The organism is Pantanalinema sp. (genome assembly GCA_036704125.1).
Lineage (GTDB): Bacteria > Cyanobacteriota > Sericytochromatia > S15B-MN24 > UBA4093 > JAGIBK01.
Genome location: DATNQI010000058.1, coordinates 1 through 22,795, shown reverse-complemented (window position 1 = coordinate 22,795; position 22,795 = coordinate 1). Strand labels below are relative to the sequence as shown.

General features: G+C 70.6%; 20 protein-coding genes and 1 tRNA gene. 7 read left to right on the top strand and 14 right to left on the bottom strand.

The genetic code is table 11. The features are described from left to right. Positions 1-12: 12 nt before the first annotated feature. From V6D00_09005 to nrdR, 11 genes are all read right to left on the bottom strand, one after another. A complete protein-coding gene (locus V6D00_09005) occupies positions 13-2,007 on the bottom strand; it encodes a cation:proton antiporter (protein ID HEY9899305.1) in 1,995 nt (664 codons plus the stop codon). A gap of 167 nt (positions 2,008-2,174) precedes the next feature. Further along, a complete protein-coding gene (locus V6D00_09000) occupies positions 2,175-2,525 on the bottom strand; it encodes a hypothetical protein (protein ID HEY9899304.1) in 351 nt (116 codons plus the stop codon). A gap of 161 nt (positions 2,526-2,686) precedes the next feature. Next, on the bottom strand, positions 2,687-3,958 hold the full coding sequence (locus V6D00_08995; GenBank protein HEY9899303.1) for a TolC family protein: 1,272 nt from the start codon (positions 3,956-3,958) through the stop codon (positions 2,687-2,689). Continuing rightward, positions 3,955-6,795 carry an NHLP bacteriocin export ABC transporter permease/ATPase subunit gene (locus V6D00_08990; protein HEY9899302.1) on the bottom strand — a complete coding sequence of 947 codons (2,841 nt, stop codon included), beginning with the start codon at positions 6,793-6,795 and terminating at the stop codon, positions 3,955-3,957. The genes V6D00_08995 and V6D00_08990 overlap by 4 nt, the downstream gene beginning before the upstream one ends. Beyond that, complete coding sequence (locus V6D00_08985; protein HEY9899301.1) at positions 6,788-8,998, bottom strand: NHLP family bacteriocin export ABC transporter peptidase/permease/ATPase subunit; 2,211 nt, start codon at positions 8,996-8,998, stop codon at positions 6,788-6,790. The genes V6D00_08990 and V6D00_08985 overlap by 8 nt, the downstream gene beginning before the upstream one ends. After that, the gene (locus V6D00_08980) at positions 8,985-10,253 is read right to left on the bottom strand and encodes an NHLP bacteriocin system secretion protein (GenBank protein ID HEY9899300.1); all 1,269 of its coding nucleotides are present in this window, start codon (positions 10,251-10,253) and stop codon (positions 8,985-8,987) included. The genes V6D00_08985 and V6D00_08980 overlap by 14 nt, the downstream gene beginning before the upstream one ends. A gap of 5 nt (positions 10,254-10,258) precedes the next feature. Next, positions 10,259-10,801, bottom strand: coding sequence for a cyclic nucleotide-binding domain-containing protein (locus V6D00_08975; GenBank protein ID HEY9899299.1), 543 nt, complete (start codon positions 10,799-10,801; stop codon positions 10,259-10,261). A 24-nt stretch (positions 10,802-10,825) separates the two neighbouring features. Next, positions 10,826-10,906 (bottom strand) — tRNA-Leu (locus V6D00_08970). A gap of 7 nt (positions 10,907-10,913) precedes the next feature. After that, positions 10,914-11,240 carry a septum formation initiator family protein gene (locus tag V6D00_08965; GenBank protein ID HEY9899298.1) on the bottom strand — a complete coding sequence of 109 codons (327 nt, stop codon included), beginning with the start codon at positions 11,238-11,240 and terminating at the stop codon, positions 10,914-10,916. A gap of 70 nt (positions 11,241-11,310) precedes the next feature. Then, entirely contained in the window at positions 11,311-13,353 is a 2,043-nt protein-coding gene (gene nrdD, locus V6D00_08960) for an anaerobic ribonucleoside-triphosphate reductase (GenBank protein HEY9899297.1), read from the bottom strand. A gap of 31 nt (positions 13,354-13,384) precedes the next feature. Further along, positions 13,385-13,849 carry a transcriptional regulator NrdR gene (nrdR, locus tag V6D00_08955; GenBank protein ID HEY9899296.1) on the bottom strand — a complete coding sequence of 155 codons (465 nt, stop codon included), beginning with the start codon at positions 13,847-13,849 and terminating at the stop codon, positions 13,385-13,387. A 161-nt stretch (positions 13,850-14,010) separates the two neighbouring features. Here nrdR and lspA point away from each other — a divergent pair, with 161 nt between their 5' ends. Continuing rightward, positions 14,011-14,520, top strand: coding sequence for a signal peptidase II (lspA, locus tag V6D00_08950; GenBank protein ID HEY9899295.1), 510 nt, complete (start codon positions 14,011-14,013; stop codon positions 14,518-14,520). 117 nt (positions 14,521-14,637) lie between these two features. Next, entirely contained in the window at positions 14,638-15,891 is a 1,254-nt protein-coding gene (locus V6D00_08945) for a patatin-like phospholipase family protein (protein HEY9899294.1), read from the top strand. Here the strand turns inward: V6D00_08945 and V6D00_08940 are convergent. Continuing rightward, positions 15,873-16,406 (bottom strand): hypothetical protein, encoded by a 534-nt coding sequence (locus tag V6D00_08940; protein ID HEY9899293.1) that lies wholly within the window; start codon positions 16,404-16,406, stop codon positions 15,873-15,875. The two genes, V6D00_08945 and V6D00_08940, sit on opposite strands and share 19 nt — an antisense overlap. A 113-nt stretch (positions 16,407-16,519) precedes the next feature. On the opposite strand from V6D00_08940, the gene V6D00_08935 reads away from it, so the two are divergent. Genes V6D00_08935 through V6D00_08925 form a run of 3 tightly spaced genes read left to right on the top strand, consistent with a single transcriptional unit; the run spans position 16,520 to position 18,742 of the window. Beyond that, a complete protein-coding gene (locus V6D00_08935) occupies positions 16,520-17,023 on the top strand; it encodes a WbuC family cupin fold metalloprotein (protein HEY9899292.1) in 504 nt (167 codons plus the stop codon). Between the two features lie 49 nt (positions 17,024-17,072). Continuing rightward, positions 17,073-17,507 (top strand): PspC domain-containing protein, encoded by a 435-nt coding sequence (locus V6D00_08930; protein HEY9899291.1) that lies wholly within the window; start codon positions 17,073-17,075, stop codon positions 17,505-17,507. 47 nt (positions 17,508-17,554) lie between these two features. Next, the gene (locus tag V6D00_08925) at positions 17,555-18,742 is read left to right on the top strand and encodes a DUF1343 domain-containing protein (protein ID HEY9899290.1); all 1,188 of its coding nucleotides are present in this window, start codon (positions 17,555-17,557) and stop codon (positions 18,740-18,742) included. Positions 18,743-18,800: 58 nt separating this feature from the next. On the opposite strand, the gene V6D00_08920 is transcribed toward V6D00_08925, so the two are convergent. Next, positions 18,801-19,160: a hypothetical protein gene (locus tag V6D00_08920; GenBank protein HEY9899289.1), complete on the bottom strand. Its 360-nt coding sequence runs from the start codon at positions 19,158-19,160 to the stop codon at positions 18,801-18,803. 145 nt (positions 19,161-19,305) lie between these two features. Here V6D00_08920 and V6D00_08915 point away from each other — a divergent pair, with 145 nt between their 5' ends. Together V6D00_08915 and V6D00_08910 are read left to right on the top strand one after the other, a co-directional pair. Further along, positions 19,306-20,751: a HEAT repeat domain-containing protein gene (locus V6D00_08915; GenBank protein ID HEY9899288.1), complete on the top strand. Its 1,446-nt coding sequence runs from the start codon at positions 19,306-19,308 to the stop codon at positions 20,749-20,751. 246 nt (positions 20,752-20,997) lie between these two features. Further along, complete coding sequence (locus V6D00_08910; protein HEY9899287.1) at positions 20,998-21,951, top strand: nitronate monooxygenase; 954 nt, start codon at positions 20,998-21,000, stop codon at positions 21,949-21,951. Between the two features lie 9 nt (positions 21,952-21,960). Here V6D00_08910 and V6D00_08905 read toward each other — a convergent pair whose 3' ends face one another. Next, complete coding sequence (locus tag V6D00_08905) at positions 21,961-22,746, bottom strand: carboxypeptidase regulatory-like domain-containing protein (protein ID HEY9899286.1); 786 nt, start codon at positions 22,744-22,746, stop codon at positions 21,961-21,963. Between the last annotated feature and the right edge of the window lie 49 nt (positions 22,747-22,795).

The following is a 22,795-nucleotide window of genomic DNA, read 5'->3' as shown; positions in this document are numbered from 1 at the left end:
GGGCCCCCGGTTTCAGAGCGAGGGCGGCCTGGTGAGGGCGCTCAGCTTGTCCAGCTGGGCCTGGGGGCCCATGACGAGCAGGCCGTCTCCCGGGAAGAGGGTGTCGTCGGGGTCCGGGTTGGGGACGACCTCCCCCTGGCGCCGGATGGCGATCGCGCTCAGGCCCAGCAGGTTGCGCAGATCGAGGCTCCGCAGGCTCTGCCCGCTCAGGGGCGAGTCGGCCTTGACGTCGAACCAGACGAGATCCGCCGCCCCCAGCGCCTCCTCGAGGCCGAGCACCATCGAGGGGTCGAAGGTGTCCTCGAACTGGCGGTAGCGCTGCTGGCGGATCTGGTGCGCGTAGCGATACAGCTCGCGGGTGGTGTAGCCGAGCTTGGCGAGGGTGTAGCGGATGACCTCGATGCTCGCCTCGAACTCGGGCTGCACCACCTCGTCGGCCCCCAGGCCGTAGAGCTCGCTGATGTCCTGGGTGCGGTGGGCGCGGGCCAGGACGTCCAGCTGGGGGTTGAGCTGCTTGGCGTTCTTGACCGCGAGCCGGCAGCTGGTCGCGTCGGGAAGGGCCGCGATGAAGAGCTTCGCGAGCGGCAGCTGGGCGTGCTTGAGCACCTCGATGTTGGACGAGTCGCCGTACATGCACGAGACGCCGCGCCTTCGAAGGTCCTGGATGAGGTTCTGGTCGGTGTCGATGACGAGCACCGGGTAGCCGTGCCGGATGAGGACCTCGCCCAGGTTGCTGCCGACGCGCCCGAAGCCGCAGACCACCACGTGATCCACCATCCCCCCGAGGTCGCCGGTGGCCAGGGGGGCCTTCGCGCCCGCGGGGCGCGCGCGACGGAGCCAGGGGATCTTGGCGAGCCCCAGGTACATGGGGGTCGCCGCCTGCATCAGGAGCGGCGTGATCAGGATGGTGACCAGCGCCCCGGTGAGGATCAGCGAGAAGAGGGACGCCGAGATGAGCCCCTGCTGCTGGCCGAGCTTGGCGAGGATGAAGGTGAACTCGCCGATCTGGGCGAGGCCCAGGCCGATGGCGAGCGAGGTGCGTCCCGAGTAGCCGAAGACTCGCGCGATCCCGAAGACCAGGAGCGTCTTGCCGACGACGATCGCAGCGACCAGGAGCGCTACCGCGCCCAGGTGGGCCACCAGGAAGCCCGGGTTGATCAGCATGCCGACCGAGACGAAGAACAGGGTCGCGAACAGATCGCGCAGCGGCAGCACGTCGGCGAGGATCTGGTGGCTGTGGTCCGACTCGCTGACGACGATCCCCGCGATGAAGGCGCCGAGCGCGAGCGAGAGACCGATCAGGAAGGAGGCCGCGGCGGTCCCGAAGCACAGGATCATGGCCGAGAGCAGGAAGAGCTCCTTGTTCCCGGTGCTCGCGACCTTCTTCATCATGACGGGGAAGAGGCGGGTGCCGAGCAGCACCACCGTCGCGAGGAAGAGCGCCGCCTTGCCGAGCGCCAAGAGCATGGGCCAGCCCAGGATCTTCGCGGGGTCGCCCAGGTTGGGCATCATGGTCATGATGATGACCACCGAGAGGTCCTGGACGATGAGCAGGCCGAGGATCGCCCGCCCGTGGACCGAGTCGATCTCGCCGCGCTCCATCAGGACCTTGAGGACGATGATGGTGCTCGACAGCGCGATCATGCAGCCGAGCAGGATGCCGGTCCCGAGCGCGATCCCGAACCAGCCGGCGGCCACCGTCGTCAGGCCGACGGTGAGCAGGATCTGGGCGCTGCCGCCCAGGATGGCGAGCTTCTTGACGGGCTTGAGCTCGGAGAACGAGAACTCGACCCCCAGGGCGAACATGAGCAGCATGACGCCCAGCTCGGAGAAGGTCTCGATGGTGTGCATGTCCGAGACGAACTTGAGGCCGTAGGGGCCGACGATGAGGCCGGCGACGAGGTAGCCGATGATGACCGGCTGCTTGAGCTTGAAGAAGATGAAGCCCATGACGAGGGCCGCCGAGAGGACCGCCGCCAGGTCCTTCAGCAGGGGAAAGAGTTCCATACGCTCCTCCTTGGTTGCGAAGGGATGGGTCGCGTCGTGGCGATCCGCGCATGGCACCAGGGACGCCCTCGCGGTGCGGGGTCGGCGGGGTTCATCGCAACGTCATGCTACGCCGCGCAGGGCGGCTCGGCATGGCGCAAATGAATGAAGGTGTCGGCGGGATCGCGTCAGGCCGCGAGCGGCGGAGCGCGAAGGCTGTAGTGGACGGCGCGCGGAACGCAGACGCCCCGGGCCGTCCAGCCCGGGAGGCTGGCGAGGCAGCGCAGGCCCGCGAAGAGCAGAGCGACGCTCAGCAGCACGTCCGCGTGGGGGTCCATGTCCATGCGCTTCTGGGCGGTCCCGTTGATGGTGCCGTCGAGGCTCTCGGAGACCGGGGCATGGATCGTCTTGAAGACGGGAGGCTGCTGGGATTTGACCTGGAGGTCGATCGGGAAGAAGTAGACGCGGGGGACCTTGAAGGGCACGATCGAGAAGAGGGCCGTCACAGCGAGGGCCATCACCACCACGAGCAATTGCATCGCGAGGGATTGGGTCCTTTGCCGTTTGCGGAGGCTCTCGATTCGCTGCACGTAACTCTCTAAGTCGGTCCTCTAGTGTTCCACCACCCGTCCCTCATCGTACCACGGCTGGGCGGCTCTTCACAAAAACCCGGGAAAGGCGAAGCCCCGGCGCGACCCGCTCACTCGCTTGCGAGCATCGCTTCCACGGGCAGGCCCAGCGCCTGGGTCAGCTTGAGCCTGGCCGCGTAGTCGTCGAACTTCGCGGCGATCGCGGCGCTCTGGGCCTGGTTGAGCGAGGTCAGCGCCTGGAGGGTCTCCAGGCTGGTGCCCACCCCCCGCTCGAAGCGAAGCAGGGAGAGCTGGAGCGCCCGGGCCGAGGCGGCCTGCTGCTGCCCGGTCAGCTCGACGCGTTCCTCGCTGGTGCGCAGCGCCGCCTGGGCCCGGCGGATCTCGAGGATTGCCGAGAGCCGCCCGGCCTCCAGCAGCGCGGCGGCCCGCTCGGCCTCGAGGCGGGCCTGCGCGATCGGGCCGTCGAGGCGGCCCGCGTCGAACACGCCCCAGCTCAGGGTGCCCGTCACGCCGTAGCTCGCCCCGCCGAAGGGGCTGGCCCCGACGTTCCCCCCGGCCTCGAGGGTCGGAAGCTTGGCTCGGGATCGCTGCACCGCCGTGAGCTCCTGGATCCGGCGGTTGATCTCGAGCGTGCGGAGATCCGGCCGCTGGAGCAGGGCGGCCGAGGCGCCGGCGCCATCCACCGTCACGAGGAGCAGGGCCGTGCCGGGGTCCGGCCGCAGGCTCTGCGGCGCCTGCCCCACGAGCGCCTCCAGGGCGTTCAGGGCGGCCTCGTGGGTCGCCTGGGCCTGCAGGCGGCGATCCTGGGCGCTTGCGAGCAGGGCCTCCACCTGCAAGACGTCGAGCTCGGTGCCGGCTCCTCCCCGGAGGCGGGCTTTGGCCACCCCCACCTGGGACCGCGCGCGCGCGATATCAAGCTGGGCGGCCGAGACCTGGGCCTGCGCGCGCAAGGCCTCCAGGTAGAAGCGGCTCACGTCGTACTGGAGAGCCAGGTCGCTCGCGGCGAGATCCGACTCGGCCTTGAGGCGCAACAGCGATGCCAGCTGCAGGGCGTCCTGCGCCTTGAAGGCATCGAACAGGGGCTGGCTCACGGCGAGCTTGGTGTCCCAGCCTCCCTGGGGCGCCTTCTCCCCCTGCCCGGAGCCCGAGAGGGCGCTCGTCAGGGTGAGGCGGGGGCCTTTCTCGGCCTCGGCCGAGCGAGCGGCCGCCTGCGCCTGGTCGAGCAGCAGGCGGCTCGCCCTGAGCGACGGGTGGTGGAGTCTGGCCCGCGCTATCGCCTCGCGCAGCGACAGCGCGGGGTCCTCGCCTCGGGGCTCGGCCCCGACGGCCGGGGTGCCAGCGGCGAAGAAGACGCATGCCATGGCCACGACGAGGGCTCTCATCGGAGCTGGCCCCCCATGAGGTCGGCGAACGGGCCTGGCTCCCGGCTCAGGGTCTCGAATTTCCCCTCCTGCACGATGGCGCCCCCCTCCAGCACGACGATGCGATCGGCCTGGCGGATGGTGCTGAGGCGGTGGGCCACGACCACGCGGGTGCAGCTGAGCTGCCTCAGGCGCCGGGTGACCTGGGCCTGGGTCCTGCCGTCCAGGGCGCTGGTCGCCTCGTCGAAGAGCAGGATGCTCGGCTTGCGGGCCAGGGCGCGCGCGATGAGCAGGCGCTGGCGCTGGCCCGCCGAGAGGTTGCTCCCCCCCTCGTTGATCGCCGTGTAGAGGCCCATCGGCATGGCCGCGAGGTCCTCGGCCAGCCCCGCCGCCTCGCACGCTTCGCGCACCTGGTCGTAGGTGAGGGGGTGGCCGTTCGCGACGTTCTCCTGCAGCGTCCCCCGGCTGATCCGCCCGTGCTGCAGCACGGTTCCGATCTGGCGGCGCACGGCGTGGAGGTCCAGCCCGGCGAAGTCGTTGCCGTCGAGGTAGATCTTGCCCGACTCGCTCGTCTCGAAGCCGAGCAGGAGGCGCAGCAGGGTGGACTTGCCCGAGCCCGAGGCCCCGACGAGGGCGACGAACTCCCCGGCCTGGATCCGCAGCGACAGGTCGCGCAGCACGTAGGGGCTCGCCGGCCCGTAGCGGAAGGAGAGGCGATTGAACCGGATTGCCCCCGAGAGCGGCCCCGGATCCACCCCGCCGCGCCGGGTCTCGAGCGGGGCGTTCACCAGCGCCATCAGCTTCCTCCACTTCCGCCGGGTGTCGATCAGGTTGCTCAGGGCGCCGCCCAGCCCGATGGCGCCGGCAAAAAAGCCCCCGAACGCCGTGGTGAAGGCGATGAAGGCGCCCATCTGGGAGACGCCGCCGGGGGCAGAGGCCTGCGCGGCGAAGCCGGAGTAGAAGACGGCCATGGACAGCAGGGGGGCGACGTCGATGACGACGGCCAGCCGATCCTGGAAGCGCTGGACGAGGAAATCCTCTCGCTCGTTGACGGCGTAGGAGGCCACGACCTTGGCGAAGGCCTGCGCCTCCGCCTTGGCCACCCGGATCTTGGCCAGCCCGTCGATGAAGCTGATCACCTGCGCCTGGGTGTTTGCCGCGGGCCTGCCGACCCGCCGGCGCTCGCGGAGGGCGAGCTCGGCCGAGACCCCCATGTAGGCCACGATCCCCCCTCCGACCAGCAGGGCCACCACGGCCATGGGCGCGCTGTACAGGAAGAGCTGCGCGAGAAGGGTCAGCGAGAAGACGCCGCTGACCACGAGCTGGACCGTGGTGGGGATCAGGGCCCGCCGCAACTGGCCGATGCTTCCCATCCGCTGGGCCAGATCCCCCGCGGGGGTCTCCTTGAAGAAGCGAAGCTGCATGCCGAGCACCCGGTCCCACAGCGCGGCGTCGAGGGCGGCCTCCGCCGTGGTCTCGGCCCGCAGCACGGCGAAGTCCTGGACCAAGCGCAGCACGGGCAGCGCCGCCGAGATGACGAACAGCGCAAGGCCCAGCTCGAGCAGCAGGCGCTCGTCCCCGCTCGGGATGACTGCCGCGAGCAGCCAGTAGGAGGCCTGGGGCACGGCGATCCCGAGGGCGGCCGAGAGGGCCGCGACCGACAGGATCATGCGGGCCTCGACGCGCACCAGGCCCCACGCGAACTGGAGCAGGTCCCGGGGGGCCAGGGGCCGGTCGGGGAAGGGGGGATAGAACGCGATCGCATGGGGCCGCAGCGCGAGCGCGAGCGCGGCGTCGACCGGCTGCCGCGTGCCGGCGGCCGGGTCGAGGGCATGGTAGCGGCGCGGCGACACGGGCAAGAGGGCGATCGGCCGCCGGTCGTCCTGCGCGTAGGCCAGCAAGGGACCATTGTCCCTGCGCCACCAGTCCCCCTTGAGCCGCACCCGGCGATGGCGCACGTGCGAGGCGCGGGCGATCGCCTCGAGCGGATCGGAGCCCACGGCGGCCTCGCCCGGCGCGGGCTGGAAAAAGAGGCCGGCCGAGGCGCCGATGGCGCAGAGGGCGGCAAACAGAGGATCGCCGGCAGGCTCCGGGCCGCTGGGGGGGGCGAGAATCCCCGCGAGGGCGCGGTTCGCTTGCCGCCCGGCGCGCGACTCCGCCTCGTGCCGCAGGCCGATCCGCTCGGCGTCGGCTGTTCGGTACTGGCTGAGCCTGCGATCGATCCCGTGCCGCGCGAGGCGGCCCAGCGCCAGGAGGCCGGCCTCTCGCTGCGCGCCGGTGAGGGGGGCTTGCGGGCCGAGGGCCAGCAGTTCGGCCCCGCCGGGCGAATGGAGCCACGTGCCGGGCCCGAAGGGAACCGGCCCGAGCTCGGGGGTCAGGATCGCCTCTTCGAGCCCTTGCCAGCGGGCCTCCCCTCGCACGGCCATCACCCAGCTGCCCTCGATCCGCGCGGCCTCACCCGCGGCGAGCGCGATCCGGCCGGCGTCGGGGGCCGCGCTCGCCGGGGCGGGGGCGGGGGCGAGGGCATGGGCGAGGCGCGCCGACCACCCCAGGGCGGCCCGGGCGAATTCCTCGCGGTCGTCGCCTTCCTCCGGACCGATGGGGCGCAGGAGGGCCGGGCCGAGGGCCACTCCCACCGCGCGGAAGCGGGCGTCGTGGGCGCCGAGCCCGCCGATCGCCTCGCCGGCGGTGACGGTGAAGAGGTGGCGCCGGGCGCCGGGCAAGCCGCCGGGCTCGATCGGCTGGGCGAAGACGGCGATCTCCCCTCGCTCGACCATGGCCAGGAGGAGCGGATCGTCGAGGGGGAAGGGCCGGTTGCCCTCCAGCCCGGGCGCCTCGGGAGGCCTCTCTTCAGGCATGGGCTTCTTCCTCCGCGTCGCTGAGATCCTCGGCGATAAGCTCCGCGTAGAGGCCGGGCTTTGCGGCGAGCTCCGCGTGGGAGCCGCGCGCGACGATCCTGCCTCGGTCGAGGACGAGGATCTCGTCGCAGTCGCGCAGGGTGCTGAGCCGGTGGGCGATGATCAGGCAGGTGCATCCGCGCTCGCGCAGGTTCCGGTCGATTCGCCGCTCGGTCCGCGCGTCCAGGGCGCTGAAGGCCTCGTCCAGGATCAAGACCGCAGGGTCCCGGACCAGGGCCCGCGCGATCTCGAGGCGCTGCCGCTGCCCCCCCGAGAGGCTCATCCCCCCTTCGAGCAGGGTGGCGTCGAGCCCCCTGGGCAGGGCGAGCACGTCCTCCAGCAGCTCGGAGTCCGCGAGGGCGCGCAGCAGCTCTGCCTCGCTCACCGAGCGATCCCACAGCGTCAGGTTCTCGCGGACGGTGCCCGAGAAGAGGACCACCTCCTGCTCCACCATGGAGAGGGACTGGGCGAGCACCGCCTCGGGGATCTCCTGGCGCGATCGCCCGTCGAGGCGGATCTCGCCCGACCAGGGCGCGTAGAGCCCCGCGACCAGCCTCGCGACCGTGGACTTGCCCGAGCCGGAGGCGCCCACCAGGGCGATGCGCTGGCCCGGGGCGATGGCCAGGGAGAAGTCGTCGATCAAAGGAGGGTCCGTGGGGCTGTAGCCGAAGGTCAGCCCCTCCACCCCGACGGCGCCGCGCAGCCGGGTCGCCTCGAACTCGGCGGGCCGGGCCCCTTTGCTCGCCTCGTCCGCCGGCTCGGCCAGCACGTCCTCGAGCTGGGCCAGGTCGGAGAGCACGGCCTGCAGCGAGGCGCCGAGGCTCGCCAGGCCGTTGATGGGGCCGAGGAACGATCCCACCATGGTCTGGAAGGCGACGAGGATGCCCATGGTGAGGTGCCCCTCCATGACCCTGGCGCCGCCCACCACCACCACCGTCGCCGCGGCCAGCGAGGAGAGCAGGCTGGGGATCACCCTCACCGAGGTCTCCAGGGCCGCGAGGTGCTGGGTGGCCTTGAGCGCCCTGGCATGGTGCCCCGCCCAGCGGGTGAAGAAGATCCCCTCGCTCGCCGAGGCCTTCAGGGTCTCGATCGCCTGGAAGCCGGCCAGGCCGATCCCGGCAAGCTCGCCCTGCTCCTGGGCCAGGCGCATGTTGGCGGTCACGCGCAGATGCCCGATCCATGCCAGGACGAGGAGGTTCAGGAGGCCTGCGGCGAAGACGACGCCCGAGAGAAGGGGGTCGTACACCAGCATCATGGCGCCGTAGAACACGATCATCAGCAGGTCGATCGCGGTGGTGGCCAGCCGGCCCGAGAGCAGGGTGGCGAGGCGGCTGTTGATCGAGAAGCGGATGGCGATCGATCCGGGGAACCTCTGGGCGTAGTAGGAGAGCGGCAGGTTCAACAGGTGGCGTAGGAAGCCGCGCGACATGCGCGCCGCGAGCGCCGTCTTTAGCCGGTTCAGGTAGTACCGGCGCAGCTGGGTGAGCACGCCCGTCAGCAGGGCGATCGCGAGCATTCCGATGAGCAGGGGGTTGACCCACTCCGCGCGCTGCTGGACCAGGACGTGGTCCACGAAGATGCGGGTGGTCAGCGGCACGGCCAGGCCCGGTACGACCAGCAGAGCCCCCAGCAGGATGAGCAGGAGCAGGGCCCGCCGCGCGCTTTTCAGCCGGCCGTAGAGCGAGGCGATGACCCCGAGCCCGGAGCCGCCCTTCTGGAAGTCGGCCCCGGGCTGGAGCAGGACGACCAGGCCCGTGTAGCCCTCCTCGAACTCGGCCAGCGAGAGCCGGCGGCGGCCCCGGGCCGGGTCGTTGACGTGGACCGTCCCCTTCCTGAAGCCCTCCACCACCAGGAAGTGCGTGAAGTTCCAGAACACGATCTGCGGGACCTGGAGCTCTTTCAGCCTTGCGGCCTCGAGGTGGAAGGCCTTGGCCATCAGGCCGTACCGCCGCGCCGCCTTGAGCATGCTCGAGGCGCTGTTGCCGTTCCGCGAGACCCCGCACTCGGCGCGAAGCTCGCCGGGGGGCACCCTTCGGCCGAAGTAGGCGAGCACGATCCCGAGGGCCACGGCCCCGCACTCGACCGCCTCGAGCTGGAGGCGAAGCGGGGTGCGGGCGAGGCGCGCCGGCGCTCGGAAGGGCGTGCGCGGCCTAGTAGATCGCACTGGCCTGTCTCATCAGCGAGATGGCGAGCTGCAGCGGGGAGAGGGTCTCGACCGTCACGCGGGTCGTGACGGTGGTGCCGGGGGTCTGGGGGATCGGCGGCCCCTCGGAGGCCGACCAGTGATAGCCGCTGCGCGTCGAGGGGTCCGGGTCGAGTCGGACCGCGACCTCGATCCGGGGCGTCCCGTTCGAGAGGGCTCCGGCCAGGTCGTCGCTGCCGAGGGTGCTGGCCATGGCCTGCCTGGTGACGGGAAAAGGGGAAACCGTGAGCACCCGGCCGACGATCCCCCCGTAGCGGTCTCGCTTGACGGTGTCGGGGGTGGTCTGGGCGATCTGGCCGGCTAGGACCTTCTTGCCGTCGCTGATCGGGAAGTAGAGCAGGGCGACCATGGGCTGGTCCGCGTCCTCGACGGCCACCGTGGCAAGGCGCGTGCCCGGCGTGATCACCTGGCCAACCATGGCCGAGACCTCGAGCACGCGCCCCGTGCAGCGGCTTTGGATCGTGCCCTGGTTCGCTGCCTGCTCCTTCAGCACGGCGATCGCAGCCTCCAGATCGCGCCGCTGGAGGCCCCGGGCGGTCCGCAGCTCCGCGTACTGCCTGGCCATCTGGTTGCGGCGCAGTCCCAGCTGCCGCAGCTGGGACTCCCACTCCGGGATCTTGTCGTGGTTGGCACGATAGCTCTGCTCGGCGTCGATCATGGCGTCGACGCTCAGGGCGCGCTGGCGATAGAGGTGCCGGCGGTCCTCGAAGCGCGCCCTGAGCGTCGCGTCGAGGGCGCGGGCCTGCGCGATCAATCGCTGTAGATTTCGCTCCTGCTCGGCGATGGCGCGCGCCTCCTGGGTGTTCTGGCTTGCCTGGAGGTCGAGGGTCTGCGCGCTCTGGGCATCGAGCAGGGCGAGCTTCGCTTCCTGCTCCGAGAGCTGTCGGCTCAACTCGGGCAGCTCGAGGGTCGCGACCACGTCGCCGCTCGCGACCAGGCTCCCGGGCTCCAGCCGGAGCTCCTTGAGCTTGCCCGAGCCGAGGGCCTGGATCCCCACGACCTTGTGGGGTCGCGTCAGGAGGCCCGGCCCGGTCACGGTGACGGGGATGGTCCCGAAGACGGCCCACAGGATGATCAGCGCGGTGACGACCGCAAGACAGGCCACCGCGATCCAGCCCTTGGGGCTCACCACCTCCAGCAGATCGTCGAGCCTTTCCGCGTCGGAAAGGTCGCCGCGTACGCGCGAGGCGGGAGGTTTGAGTGGGGCGGTGGACATCGCGGTTATTCCGGAAGGAGGCGCCGGAGCATGGTGTCGAAGCGCAGGCCCGCCAGGGCGACCTTGTCGAGCACGGCGGGATCCACCTCGCGGTCCTCCAGGACGTGCTCGTCGAGCGAGATCGAGGCCCCGTCGCCCAGCGCCTGGAAGGTGCTCCGCAGGCGATCGGACAGAAAGACCGCGAGCGCCCGGTGGAAGCGTGCGGCGAACCCGACGTCTTGCTTCAGCTTCAGCTCGAGCTCAGCGCGCGGGAGCTCCAGCACGTGGCTGTCCGCGAGCGCCCGCACCGTGGCCGACGGCGCTCCGTGGTCCACCAGGGACATCTCGCCGACGATCTCGCCGGCCCCGAGCACGGCCAGCGGCTTGTCCTCCTGGCCCTCGATCGCCACGCAGAACGCCCCCCGCAGGACGATGAACATCGAGTCGATCACCCGCCCCTGACGGATGATTGACTGGCCGGGAGCGATCGCCCGGGGCGAGCCGCTGGTCGCCAACCAGTCGAGATCCTGTTCGTTCAGTTCCCCCAGGATGAAGAGCACCTTGCGCACGCGGATCGTCCTTGAATGGGTGAGTGGGGGCGGCGGGACTTGAACCCGCATGTCTTGCGACGAGCGATTTTAAGTCGCTTGCGTATGCCATTTCGCCACGCCCCCGGAAAAACTAAAGCGTGTTCTCGCCCTCCTTCGGGCCGACGAAGCGGACCGGCTGCTCGCCCGGCCGGGCCATGCCGAGGTTCTTGCGGGCGAGGCGCTCCACCCCCTCGGGGGTGCGGGCGAACTCGATCGCCTCCTTGAGCTTGCGGGCCTTCTCCTCGGTGAGGATCCGCTCCTGGTTCAAGACGTGGCCCTGGTAGAGCAGGCGGTACTCCTGGACCACGAGGTGTGCCAGGTTCACGCTTGCGTAGACGACCACCACCCAGAGGATCAATTGCGTCGAGCGACTGGAGCCGGGATCGACCGGCGGGGCTATCCTTTGTCGCCTGGCCACGCGGATCTCCTGAGGACGGTCGATGGGCGCCGGGTTTGCGGATCGAGTATAGCGAAGCCTCGCTCGCAGATCAAAGGGATCCGTCACAATGCGTGGCCAGCACCGCGAGCTCGGCGAGCTTGCCCGGATGGACCCGATCCAGCGATTCCAGGTAGCCCGCCACGCGCCGCACGCGCCGGATCGTGCCGCTCGCGGCCCGGCACTCGGGGCAGTCCGCGGGGATGACCCCCGAGTGGCCGCAGCTCGCGCAGTGGTCCACCGGGAAGCTGACGGCGCCGTGCCCGAGGCCCGCCTCGTTCATCCTGGCGACGAGCGCGCCCAGGGCGCTTGCGTCCTGGACCGGGGCATCGAACGCGATCGAGGTCAGGTGCCCGCCGTTGCACAGGGCGTGGTACGGGGCCTCGAGCGCGATCTTGTTCGCGGCGCTCACGGCGCAATCCGCCGGCAGCGAGAAGGCGCTGGTGTAGTAGCCCTTGTCCGTCACCCCCGCGACGCGACCGAAGTCCCCCTGGTCCAGCATGGGGAAGCGGCCGGCGGTCCTTTCCGCCTGCTGCGCGTACAGCACCACGTTGAGGTCGAGCTCCTCGCTCGCCTCGTCGACCAGCCTGCGCAAGAGCGACACGACACCGAGCCCGCGATCCTGGGCGGCCGCCGACTCGCCGTGGTGCGCGCCCTCGAGCACCTTGAGGGCCTCGGCCAGGCCGATGAAGCCCAGCGCCAGGTGGCCGTGCCGCAGGGCCTTGGCGATCGCCTCCTGGGCGTCGAGCCCCTCGGCCTCGGCGTACAGCCCCTCGCCCATCAGGAAGGGGAGCTCGTGGGCCTTGAGGGTCGAGAGCACCTCGTAGCGGTGGTGAAGGGTGCGGATGGCGAGCTTCGCCTGCCGCTCGAGCAGCGCTTCGAAGGCCAGCCCGTCGCGCCTCGCGCGCAGGGCCGCGCGCACCAGGTTGAGGGTGACGGTCGCGATCGCGCCGCGCCCGGCGGTATCGAGGTGGCCGAAGCGATCGAAACCGATCCGCGCGCAGCCGCTCAGGTAGGTGACGGCGCCGCCCTCGTCGCGGTTGAAGGGCGCGTCCAAAAAGGCGAAGGTCGGCTGCATGCGCGTGCTCGCCACCTCGAGGGCGCGGTGCAGGAGGTCGAAGTTGGGGTCGCCCTCCGTGGCGTTGAGGCCCGATCGGTGCAGGAAGACCAGGTTGGGGTAGACCGCGGGCTCCCCGCGCCCGAGGCCCGCCTCGTAGGCATCGAGCAGGGCGCGCGCGACGCGCCGCGCCATGGGGCTCGGGTCCGCGCCGAAGGTCAGGGTCGAGTAGGGCACCTGGCCGCCGTTGCGGCTGTGGAGCATGTTGAGGTTGTAGATCAGCCCCTCCATGGCCTGCCCCAGCTCGTGGTCCGTGGTCTCGGCCGGCAGCGCCAGCGAGAGCGCCGTGTCGAAGCGATCGAAGACCTGGCCTCCGAAGCAGTCGCTCTGGGCGGCCTGGAGGGCGAGCGCCGCCACGGATGCGGCCGAGTGGGCGCGCTTGGGCGCGCGCACCCGCCCGTGGGGGGTGCGATAGCCCTCGGCCAAGAGCCGATCGAGGGGGATCACGAAGGAGTTGGGGGCCTTGGCGTAGTGCTCGAGGTCCTGGATGTGCAGGTCGCCTCTCAGGTGGGCGTCGGCCATCTCCTCGGGCAAGAGGCGCTTGAGGTAGAACTCCTTGCTCGCGGTGGCGCCGATGCGCAGCAGCTTCTCGCTGGGGGAGCTCGCGACGGCCGGCTCGCCCTTCTCCACCTCGGCGAGGATCTCCTCGACCGCGTCCATCAGCTCGGTCTTGGCCTCGCGGATCCGGCTGCGGCGGCCCCGGTAGAGGATGAAGGCCCGGGCGCTGCGGGCCTGGCCCTCGTCGATGAGGACCTTCTCGATGGCGTCCTGGATCCGCTCGACGGTGGGCAGCTCGCGTGGCGAGGCGCCCTCGAGGGTCGCGACCACCCGGGCCGCGAGGGCCTCGGCCTCGGGGCGATCGCCCCCGTGGACGGCGCTGGTGGCCTTGAGGATCGCCGAGACGATCTTCTCGCGGTCGAAGGCGACGACCCGGCCGTCGCGCTTCTTGATCTGTTCCGGGGCGCTCGAAGCGGTCATTGCGTTGGATCCTTTTTCGGGGCGGGATGCTCTAGCGCGTCAGGGCGGTGGCCTGGAGCGTCTTGAGCTCGTGGATGAAGTCCTCGATGCCGGTGAAGTTGCGGTAGACCGAGGCGAAGCGGACGTAGGCGACCTCGTCCAGGTCGCGCAGTCGCGCGAGCGTCATCTCGCCGATCTCCTGGGAGGGTACCTCGCGGGTGTGGCGCTTGTGCAGGTCGGACTCGATCTCGGCGACGATGCGCTCGATGGCCTCGACCGAGACGTCGGATTTGACGCAGGCGCGCATCAGGCCGGTGGCGAGCTTGCGCGGGTCGAAGGGCTCGCGCGTCCCGTCGCGCTTGGCGATCATCAAAGGGGCGGTCTCCACCCGCTCGTAAGTGGTGAAGCGCTTGCCGCAGCCGGCGCAGTCCCGGCGTCGCCGGAGGGTGGTGTCTTCCTCGATCAGGCGGCTCTCGAGGACCCGGCTGTCGGGCGAGTTGCACATGGGGCAGCGCATGAGGGCTCCTTGCGGCATTGGGCTGGTAGTGACCATTCTAGCCGCTCGCTCGGGGATGTGTCGAGGAAACGCCCGAACGGCTTTGGGCGCTCGCTCCTTCCTGTCCGCGCGCCTCCTGGGTATGATTGTGATATTGGTAGGATTCGAATAAGAGGATGATCATGAAAGCACCTATCGAACGGAAGACCCCGTACGAGACCTTCACCTTCTACCTCCTGGCGCTTTCGACCCTGTTGCTGGACCAGTTCGCCAAGTTCGGCATCGTGGCGGCTCTCGCACTCGGCCATTCTCGCCCGCTGATCGATGGCTTCCTTCACCTGACCTACGTCCGCAACTTCGGGGCCGCCTTCAGCCTGTTCTGGGGGCATGCCGCTCCGCTGAGCCTCGTGGCTGCAGGGATCGCCCTTGCCGTGGTCGTCTATCAACATCGCTGCAAGCCGCAAGCCCCGCTCATGGTGTGCAGCCTGGGCCTCTTGCTCGGTGGCGCGCTCGGCAACTTCGTCGATCGCCTCGTCTTCGGCTACGTGCGCGACATGATCGACCTGCGCTGGCAGGGAGCGAACGTCTGGCCCATCTTCAACGTGGCCGACATGGCCGTGATGGCGGGCGTTGCCCTCATGCTGCTGCACACTCACCTGGCGTCTCGAGAGGCGCTGCGTTCCGCTGACTGAGGCGCGCCGATCCTTTTTGGCCGACTCGGCCAAGGCCGAACCCCCCGTCCCTCCCTAGCATGGGGCTCACCCGGGCGCAGGCTGCGCCGCACAGGAGGTGACCCGAGGAGGTGACCCATGGGAAAGACGGCCCTGGTCCTGAGCGGCGGCGGCCTCAAGGGGGCCTACGAGGCGGGAGTCCTGCGGACGCTCGCCGAGGCCGGGATCGTCCCGGACGTGATCGTGGGCGTCTCGGCGGGGGCCCTCAACGGCGCCTACGTCGCCAGCATGGTCGCCGAGGGCGCGTTCACCCCGCAGCGGCTCGACGAGTTCCTGGTCCAGCTCTGGGCGACCCGCGCGACCCTCGAGGACTTCTTCTACACCGCCGAGGGCGAGTTCGCCCCGGGAAGCCTGGGCGAGGCCTCGGTCCAGCGCATCTTCCACCGCATCGGCATCGACCCCTTCAAGAAGATCTCCTGGATCAAGGTGGGCCTGGACGCGCTGTTGGCCATGCGGGAGCTCGCGTTCGGGCGCTTCACCTCGATCTGCTCCCACGGCTTCATCAAGGAGATGCTCGAGAGCTATCTCCTGCCGCCCGACCGGCTGGTCCACCCGGTCACCTTCTCGATCGCGGTGTCGGACCTTTTGGGCACCACCTTCCTCGAGAAGGACCAGATCGCCACCCGCCACTGCCACTACGAGACCTTTCGGCTGGCCGAGCCCCTCGACGAGGCGGCGGCCCGCGAGCAGTACGCCTGGATGCGCTCGGTGATCATGGCCTCGTGCAGCGTGCCGACGGTCTTCCCCGCCACCAAGATGCACCTGACGGGCCAGGAGCGCCCCGGCCTCTACCTGGACGGCGGGATGGTCGAGAACAGCCCCATCACCCAGGCCATCGAGCTCGATCCCGAGGTGGACACGGTCTTCGTGGTGATGGCGGCCACGGTGGTCGGCGAGCCGTCCCGGGAGCCCGCGACCTTCGTCCAGATGATCGGCCGGGTGTTCTCGATCATCGCCGGGCGCTACTTGATCCAGAACTTCCACGACGTGCGCCTCGTGAACGAGCGGATCCTCGCCATGCGCCAGGTGCTGGATCGCGACCGCGACGGCGAGATCCTGCGCTCGGCGCGCAACGACCTCCTGTGCCGGGCGGCGGGGTTCAACGACGTGACGAGCTTTCTCAAGAAGCGCTACGTGCGGCTGGTGCCCATCGGCCCCACCACCCCTTTGCCCGGCGGCATGTTCTCGGCGCTGTACTACCCCGAGCTCAAGCGCGTCTACCTGGATCGCGGCGTCGAGGACGGGCGCGCGGCGCTTGCGGCCTTCTCCTCCCCGAGCCCGGTGGCGCTTCCTCGGAGCCCCGGAGCGGGGCTCTACGGCTCCACGTGGTAGCGGAAGCGCACCGCGCCGCTGCCCGAGCCCTCCCGGCCCGAGAAGCGCATGCTGCCGGTGGCGAGCCCCGTGACCGTGAGGGTGGCGGTGCCCTCGGGGCTCTGGAAGGCGAAGGTGTCGCCGACCCTCGCGACCAGGGGCCCCGTCCCGAAGGCGAGGGCCGAAGGCGCGCTCGCGGCGGCCATGGTGCGCGGGCTGCCGGCCGCCGCGTTGACCGCCACGTAGAAGTCGCTGCCGTTGTAGAAGAACGAGGCGTCGCCGTCCGGCCCCATGCCGTCGTCGATGGGGAAGAACCGCCCGCTCTTGAAGCCGAAGCGGTCCGAGTGGAAGGGATAGCGCGGGTTGCGGTACCAGATGGGCGCTATCACCTCGCGGTCGGCCAGCGTCGGGACCTGGATGGCGGCGAGCTGGGCGATTTCCCGGGGGCCGGGTGCAGGCGCCCGGCCACAGCCGGCCAGCAGGGAGATCGCAGCCCCTGCGCCGATGGCCCACCGTCCTTGTCGCGCCCATCCCATGCCGATGCTTCCTTTGCTTTCTTTGCGGGTGATGCTGCTACCATGGAGCTTGCACCGCCGAACAAGCCTCAACCTATCGGCACGGTATCGAAATGTAAACAAAGGAGCCGCCCTTGTCGGAGAAGCTGGAGTTCACGGGCCCCCTGCGCCCGATCGATCGAGAGGCCGTGGCCTTCGCCCAGGCCCGCGCCGGGGCCTCCGAGCGCAACCGGGCGATCACCCGCTACCACGACCACCACGAGCCGGTGCAGCGCATGCTCAACGCGGTGGACCCCGCCTCGTACGTGCGGCCCCACCGCCACGCCGACCCCGCCAAGGTCGAGGTCTTCGTGGCCCTCACGGGCCGCGCGGTGGTCCTGACCTTCGACGACCAGGGCGAGATCCGCAGCACGCTCGAGATCGCTCCGGGCGGCCCCTGCTGGGGCGTCGAGATCCCGCCCGGCACCTGGCACAGCCTCTTGGCGCTCGAGCCCGGGACGGTCCTCTACGAGGTCATCGAGGGGGCGTACCAGCCGGCCAGCCACAAGGACTACGCCCCATGGGCCCCCGCCGAGGGGTCCGAGGAGGGGCGGCGCTACCTGGAGGAGCTGCGCGCGCGCCTTTCGGGGGTAGAATGAAGCGGTAGGATTACCACGGTCCGCCCCCCTTCAGCGAGGAGAGCCTCCCATGTCCAGCGACGTCGACCGTCCGCGCCGCCTCTACCGCTCCACCAACGACCGCATCGTGTCGGGCCTGTGCGGCGGCCTCGCCGACTACATGCGCATCGACGCGGCCTGGGTGCGCCTTGCGCTGGTGCTCGCCGTCCTGCTCGGGATGGGGGCGCCCATCCTGCTCTACCTGATCGGCTGGGTGGTGATCCCCGGCAATCCCCAGCCGAGCGACCTTTCACCCAACCGCCTGCACCGCTCCAGCCGCGAGCGCATGATCGCTGGGGTCTGCGGTGGCCTCGCCGAGACCTACGGGGTCGACCCGACGCTCGTGCGCCTGGGCATGGCGCTCTTGCTCGTCGCCTGCGGGGTGGCCGTCCCCCTCTACCTCACGGCCTGGCTCATCCTGCCCCTGCAGGACCAGCCCCCCGGCCAATCCTTGATCGAGCGGTGACGATCCCCGTCGATCGGGCATAAGAGCGTCCGAGAAGAGGAGGCTTCATGGCTTTGATTTCCGAGTGCCGGCGCGCGATCGCCCTGGCGGTCCTGCTGGCGGCCGCGGCGCTGCCCGCCCGGGCGCAGGCCCCCGTGCGCGCCGGCATCGACGTCCTGCTCGCCGAGGCGCCCCCGGCGCTGGTCGGCAAGCGCATCGGGCTCATCACCAACCGCAGCGCGGTGGATGCCCGAGGGGTCAGCGACATCGATCGCCTCCATGCCGACAGGCGCTTCTCGCTGACGCGCCTCTTCGCCCCCGAGCACGGCCTGCGAGCCGATCGGCAGGGGGACATCGTGGACGGCAAGGACACGGTCACGGGCCTTCCGGTCGTCAGCCTGTACGGCCCGGTCAAGAAACCCACCCGGGCCATGCTCGAGGGGCTCGACGCCCTGGTCTTCGACATCCAGGACGTGGGGGCGCGCTTCTACACCTACCACTCCACCATGGCGCTCGCCATGCAGGCCGCCAAGGAGGCCGGGCTCCCGTTCGTCGTGCTGGACCGGCCGAACCCCATCAACGGGAAGGCCGTCGAGGGGGCCGTCCTGGACGCGAAGCTCGCCTCTTTCGTCGGGTACTACCCCATCCCCGTTCGCCACGGCATGACCATGGGCGAGCTCGCGCGGCTCTACAACGGGGCCTTCGGGATCCAGGCCTCGCTCTCGGTGGTGCCGGTGCAGGGCTGGAAACGCGGCATGTGGTTCGACCAGACGGCCTTGCCCTGGGTCAACCCGTCGCCCGCCATGAAGACGCCCCTCACGGCGACCCTCTACCCGGGCATCTGCCTCTTCGAGGCGACCAACGTCGATTGCCGGGTGGGCGATCGCCCCTTCGAGAAGGTCGGGGCCCCCTGGATCGACCCCGAGGCCTACGCCCGCGCCCTGCGCGAGCACGCCCTGCCGGGGGTGGCCTTCGTCCCCTTCCGCGAGGGCGCGGTGTCGGGGGTCGAGGTCAAGGTGAGCGATCGCGAGGCCTTCCAGGCCGTGAAGACCGGCCTGGTGATGGTCGCCGAGGTCCGCCGCCTCTACCCGGATCGCCTTCGCATCGAGGCCAAGGGCTTCGATCGCATGACCGGCGCGAGCTGGATCCGCGAGCGCCTGCTCGCGCTCGAGGCCCCCGAGGCGATCGCGGCGGCCTGGGAGGACCAGACGCGCGCGTTCGAGCGGCTGCGCGCCCCGTATCTCCTGTACCGGTAGCACAAAAGCCAGGCGGGGGCTCGTACGAGCCCCCGCCTGGCTTTTGAGGGATTTGGCGCTAGTGGTGAGCGGCCGGCTCGGCCCAGCGGACCTTGGCCAGGGGGCCGTAGCCGGGGAAGCCGGGCCGGTCGAGGTAGCAATAGCCCTCGAGCAGCTTGTAGACGTGCTCGCGCTCGAAGCGTGCCACCGAGGTGGCGGGCAGGGCGCGGCGGTCCGCGAGGTTGGCGTCCCAGGTCCACAGGGGGCCGAACCCGACGACCGGCGCCGGGAGGGTCGGGGCGGCCAGGTGGCGCTTGCAGTTCGGCGAGAGCCGGAACTCCGCCATGTCCAGGCCATCCGCGATGTTCCGGTGAAGGGTCGCTTCGCAGCCACAGGCCAGCCCGATGATCAGGGTGGTGGGGTTGGAGTCGTGCGTCATGGTCGATTCTCTTGGCTGCTCTCGCGGCACGGGCGAGAGGCGAGGGGGCCTTCCCATTATACGCCATGGTCGCCGGTTTGAGCGCGGCCGAGCGAGTTTAGGCCCAGGGCCTGCGGGTACAAGGCTAGCTCGGAGGCCTGAACGAATGACGATTGCTGGGGCGACCAACTGGTTCTTTTCCGGGTTCGGCGCGGTTCTTTTTTCCATCGTGCTCCTGGGGGGATTGCAGCTGGTGTACTACGTCGTCGGAGGCGGCATCCCCGGCACCGCCTACTACTTCGCGCGGCGCCTGCGCGATCCAAGCCCTCAGGTGCGCCACGAGGCCCTCAAGGACCTCGTTTCGCGCGGCGACGCCTTCGCCGTGCGCCTCTTGATGCAGGCCCTCCAGGACGGCGAGGTCCCGATCCGCCTGGCGGCCATCGAGGCGCTTGGCAAGCTCAAGGATCCCGCTGTCCTGCCTGCCTTGATCCCGCTGGCCACCGACCGCCACCTGGCGGTCCAGCTCAAGGCGATCGAGGCGCTGGGCGCGGTGCCGACCCCCGAGGTCTGCGCCGTGCTCTCGGGCGTTCTCCAGACCGGCGATTCGCGGGCCAAGCTCCTGTGCCTGCGCGTCTTCAAGGAGGTGAACGACCCCTACGCCCTGGGCGCCATCGCCCGCCTGGTGCTCGAGCTGGACGAGCAGGTCGCGACCGGTGCGACCGCCGTCCTCTTGCACTACGGGCCGAGTGCCGTCGCCCCTCTGGCCGCTCTTTTGCCCGCGTCGTACACCGGGGCAAAGCGCCTGATCCGGACCATCCTCGAGATCGACCGGGACGGCGCCTTGGAGCCTCTCAAGGAAGCCTTTGCCGCGACCGAGGATCCCGTCGTTCTCAAGGAGCTGCTCGGGGCCTTCGCCACCCTCGGCGCCCCGGGAACCGCCGCCTTCCTCCTGCCCTTCCTCGATGACCCGGGCTTCCCGGCGCGCGAGGGGATCCTGGACGTGGCCCCTTCCCTGCGCGATCCGCTGCTGGTGGGGCCCCTGTGCGCGCTCCTGGGCAGCGACGACGTGCGCCTGCGCCGCAAGGCGGCGACCGCCCTGGACCAGCTCGTGGCCTCGTGCCGCGACCTGGAGGTGGTCGAGCCCCTGTGCGAGGCCCTCAAGAGCGAGGATCCCGAGGTCCGGCGCTACGCGGCGCGCGCTTTGGGCCGCGTCGGCGGGGAGCTGGTGCAGCAGCGGGTGATCGAGACCCTGTGGGGACTCCAGGCGCTCGAGGTGAAGGCCCACGTCGAGGGCGTCGTGGGCTACCCCATGGGCCGCATGGTCACCTTCGACGAGCGGATCCTCGCCCTGGACCGCCTCCTCACCAGCCACCGCCCCAGCGCCGAGGCCCTGCGGGCGGTGGACCACCTCGAGAGCCTGATGATCGTCCTGCACGGTCCGAGCCTGCGCGGGCAGCGGGTCGACGACATGTCGCTCGATCTGCTCGTCAAGGGCCGCCGGACCCTCTATCCCCTGCGCCTTCACGACATCCACCCGCTGGCCTCCGGCCTCCTGGAGTTCGTCGCGAGCAAGGCCGAGGGCGATCGCTGGCGCGCGTCGAGCCTGGCCTGAGGGCGGGGCCTTTCGGCATCGATTTGCTCTAATTTAACCTGTTCTTAAACACTAAACCCTGCTCGCTCGGCTATCATCTCCCTACTGAACCACTGCAACGTAGCCCCGGGGGCCCCGCCCCCGCGCCGGCTGAGAGCAAGCCGCACGACAACGTCGCCTGGACCTCGCCTCGAACTTCACGCTCTCAGCCTCGCCGGCGGCCCTCGGGTCGCCGGCGATCGCGTACATCCCCACGGAGGTTGCCCCATGACCCCTGACGCCGCCCTCAGGACCCGCATCACCGATCTGTTCGGCATCTCTTACCCCATCGTCCAGGCCGGGATGATCTGGGTCTCCGGCGGAGCGCTCTGCGCGGCGGTCTCCAACGCGGGCGGCCTCGGCCTGGTGGGGGCGGGCTCCATGCGCCCCGACACCTTCCGCGAGCAGGTCCGAAAGGCCAAGGCCCTCACCGACAGGCCCTTCGGCGTCAACATGCCCCTCTTCTACAAGTACACCGAGGAGTGGGTCTCGATCGCCCTCGAGGAGGGGGTCCGGATCTTCTTCATGTCCGGCGGCAGCCCCGCCAAGTACACGCCCATGCTCAAGGAGCGCGGCTGCAGGGTGGTGCAGGTGGTCGGCACTGCCAAGCACGCGATCAAGTCCGAGGCGGCCGGCTGCGACGCGGTGGTCGCCGAGGGCTTCGAAGCGGGCGGTCACAACAGCCCCGAGGAGACCACCACCATGGTCCTGGTCCCGCAGGTGGCGGACGCCGTGCGGATCCCCGTGATCGCAGCCGGCGGGATCGCGGACGGCCGGGCCATGGCCGCGGCCCTCGCCCTGGGCGCCGAGGGGGTCCAGGTGGGGACGCGCTTCGCGGCCACGGTGGAGTCCGCCGGCCACCCCGCCTTCAAGCAGGCCATCGTGGGGGCCCGGGAGGGCGAGACCCGGCTGCTCATGAAGCAGCTGGTCCCGGTGCGGCTGCTCAAGAACGCCTTCAGCCAGCAGGTCCAGGAGGCCGAGGAGCGCGGCGCGACCAAGGAGGAGCTCGCCGAGCTGCTCGGCTCGGGGCGCGCGCGGCTCGCGATGCACGAGGGCAACCTGGACCAGGGCGAGATCGAGATCGGGCAGGTGAGCGCCCTGATCCACGACGTCCCGCCCGCGGCCGAGATCGTCCGCCGCATGATCGCCGAGTACGAGGCCGCCAAGCGCCGCCTTCCCTGAGCCCTCGCCTCACAGCGGGTCGAGGCGCTGGGTCTCGGGGTCCGTCTGGAAGCCCGCCTGCACGTCCACCGAGCGCGTGGCGCGCGCGAACTGCGCCTTCTCGAAAGAGAGGGTCTGCGCTCCCGGGGCGACCCCCTCGAGCCGGTACACCCCGTACCGGTCGGTGACCGACTGGGTGTCGCCGAGGGTGACGGTGACGCCCGGCTCGGGGGTGAGCGTCATCCCGTTCAGGACCTGACCGTAGAGGTCGCCGAGCAGGGTGGAGAGCGGCACGTCGATGGCGGCGAAGCGGCCGGCCTCGACCCTGAGCCGCTCTCGGCCGCCGCGGGCGAGCACCTTGCCGGTCTCGTCCTTGACGGCGACGCTCAGGGTGCGCTCGTCGCCGAGCGGCACGGACAGCGAGGCGACGGCGGCGCTCTGCGTGGCCGAGTGGTTCAGGAAGGTCACCAGGGGAGCTTGCATGTCCGGCGCGCTCACGGTGAGGCGCACGAACGCGGCCCCGGGGGGCAGCCCCGGCTGCGTGCTCGTGCCGGTCGCGAGCCTGACGGTGAACCCGCCGGGGCCAGTCTCCCGCGTGAGCTCCACCGTCGCGTCGACGTGGTCGCTGGGGCGGGCGTCCTGGCTCGGGGTGACGGTGGCGTGCACGTCGAGGGCGTTGGATGCGCCCGTGGCGCCCGGGCCGCCGTTCAGGGCCCCCAGGGACTGGTAGAGGGTGCCGTCTCGGGCGTCGCAGCCCCCGCAGAGCAGCATGCCGCCCAGCAGGAGGAGGATGTTCCGCGTCGTCTGGTGGCTCATGGCACGTTCCTTTCAAGCGAGGGGGAACCAAGCGAACAGGCGCGCCGGG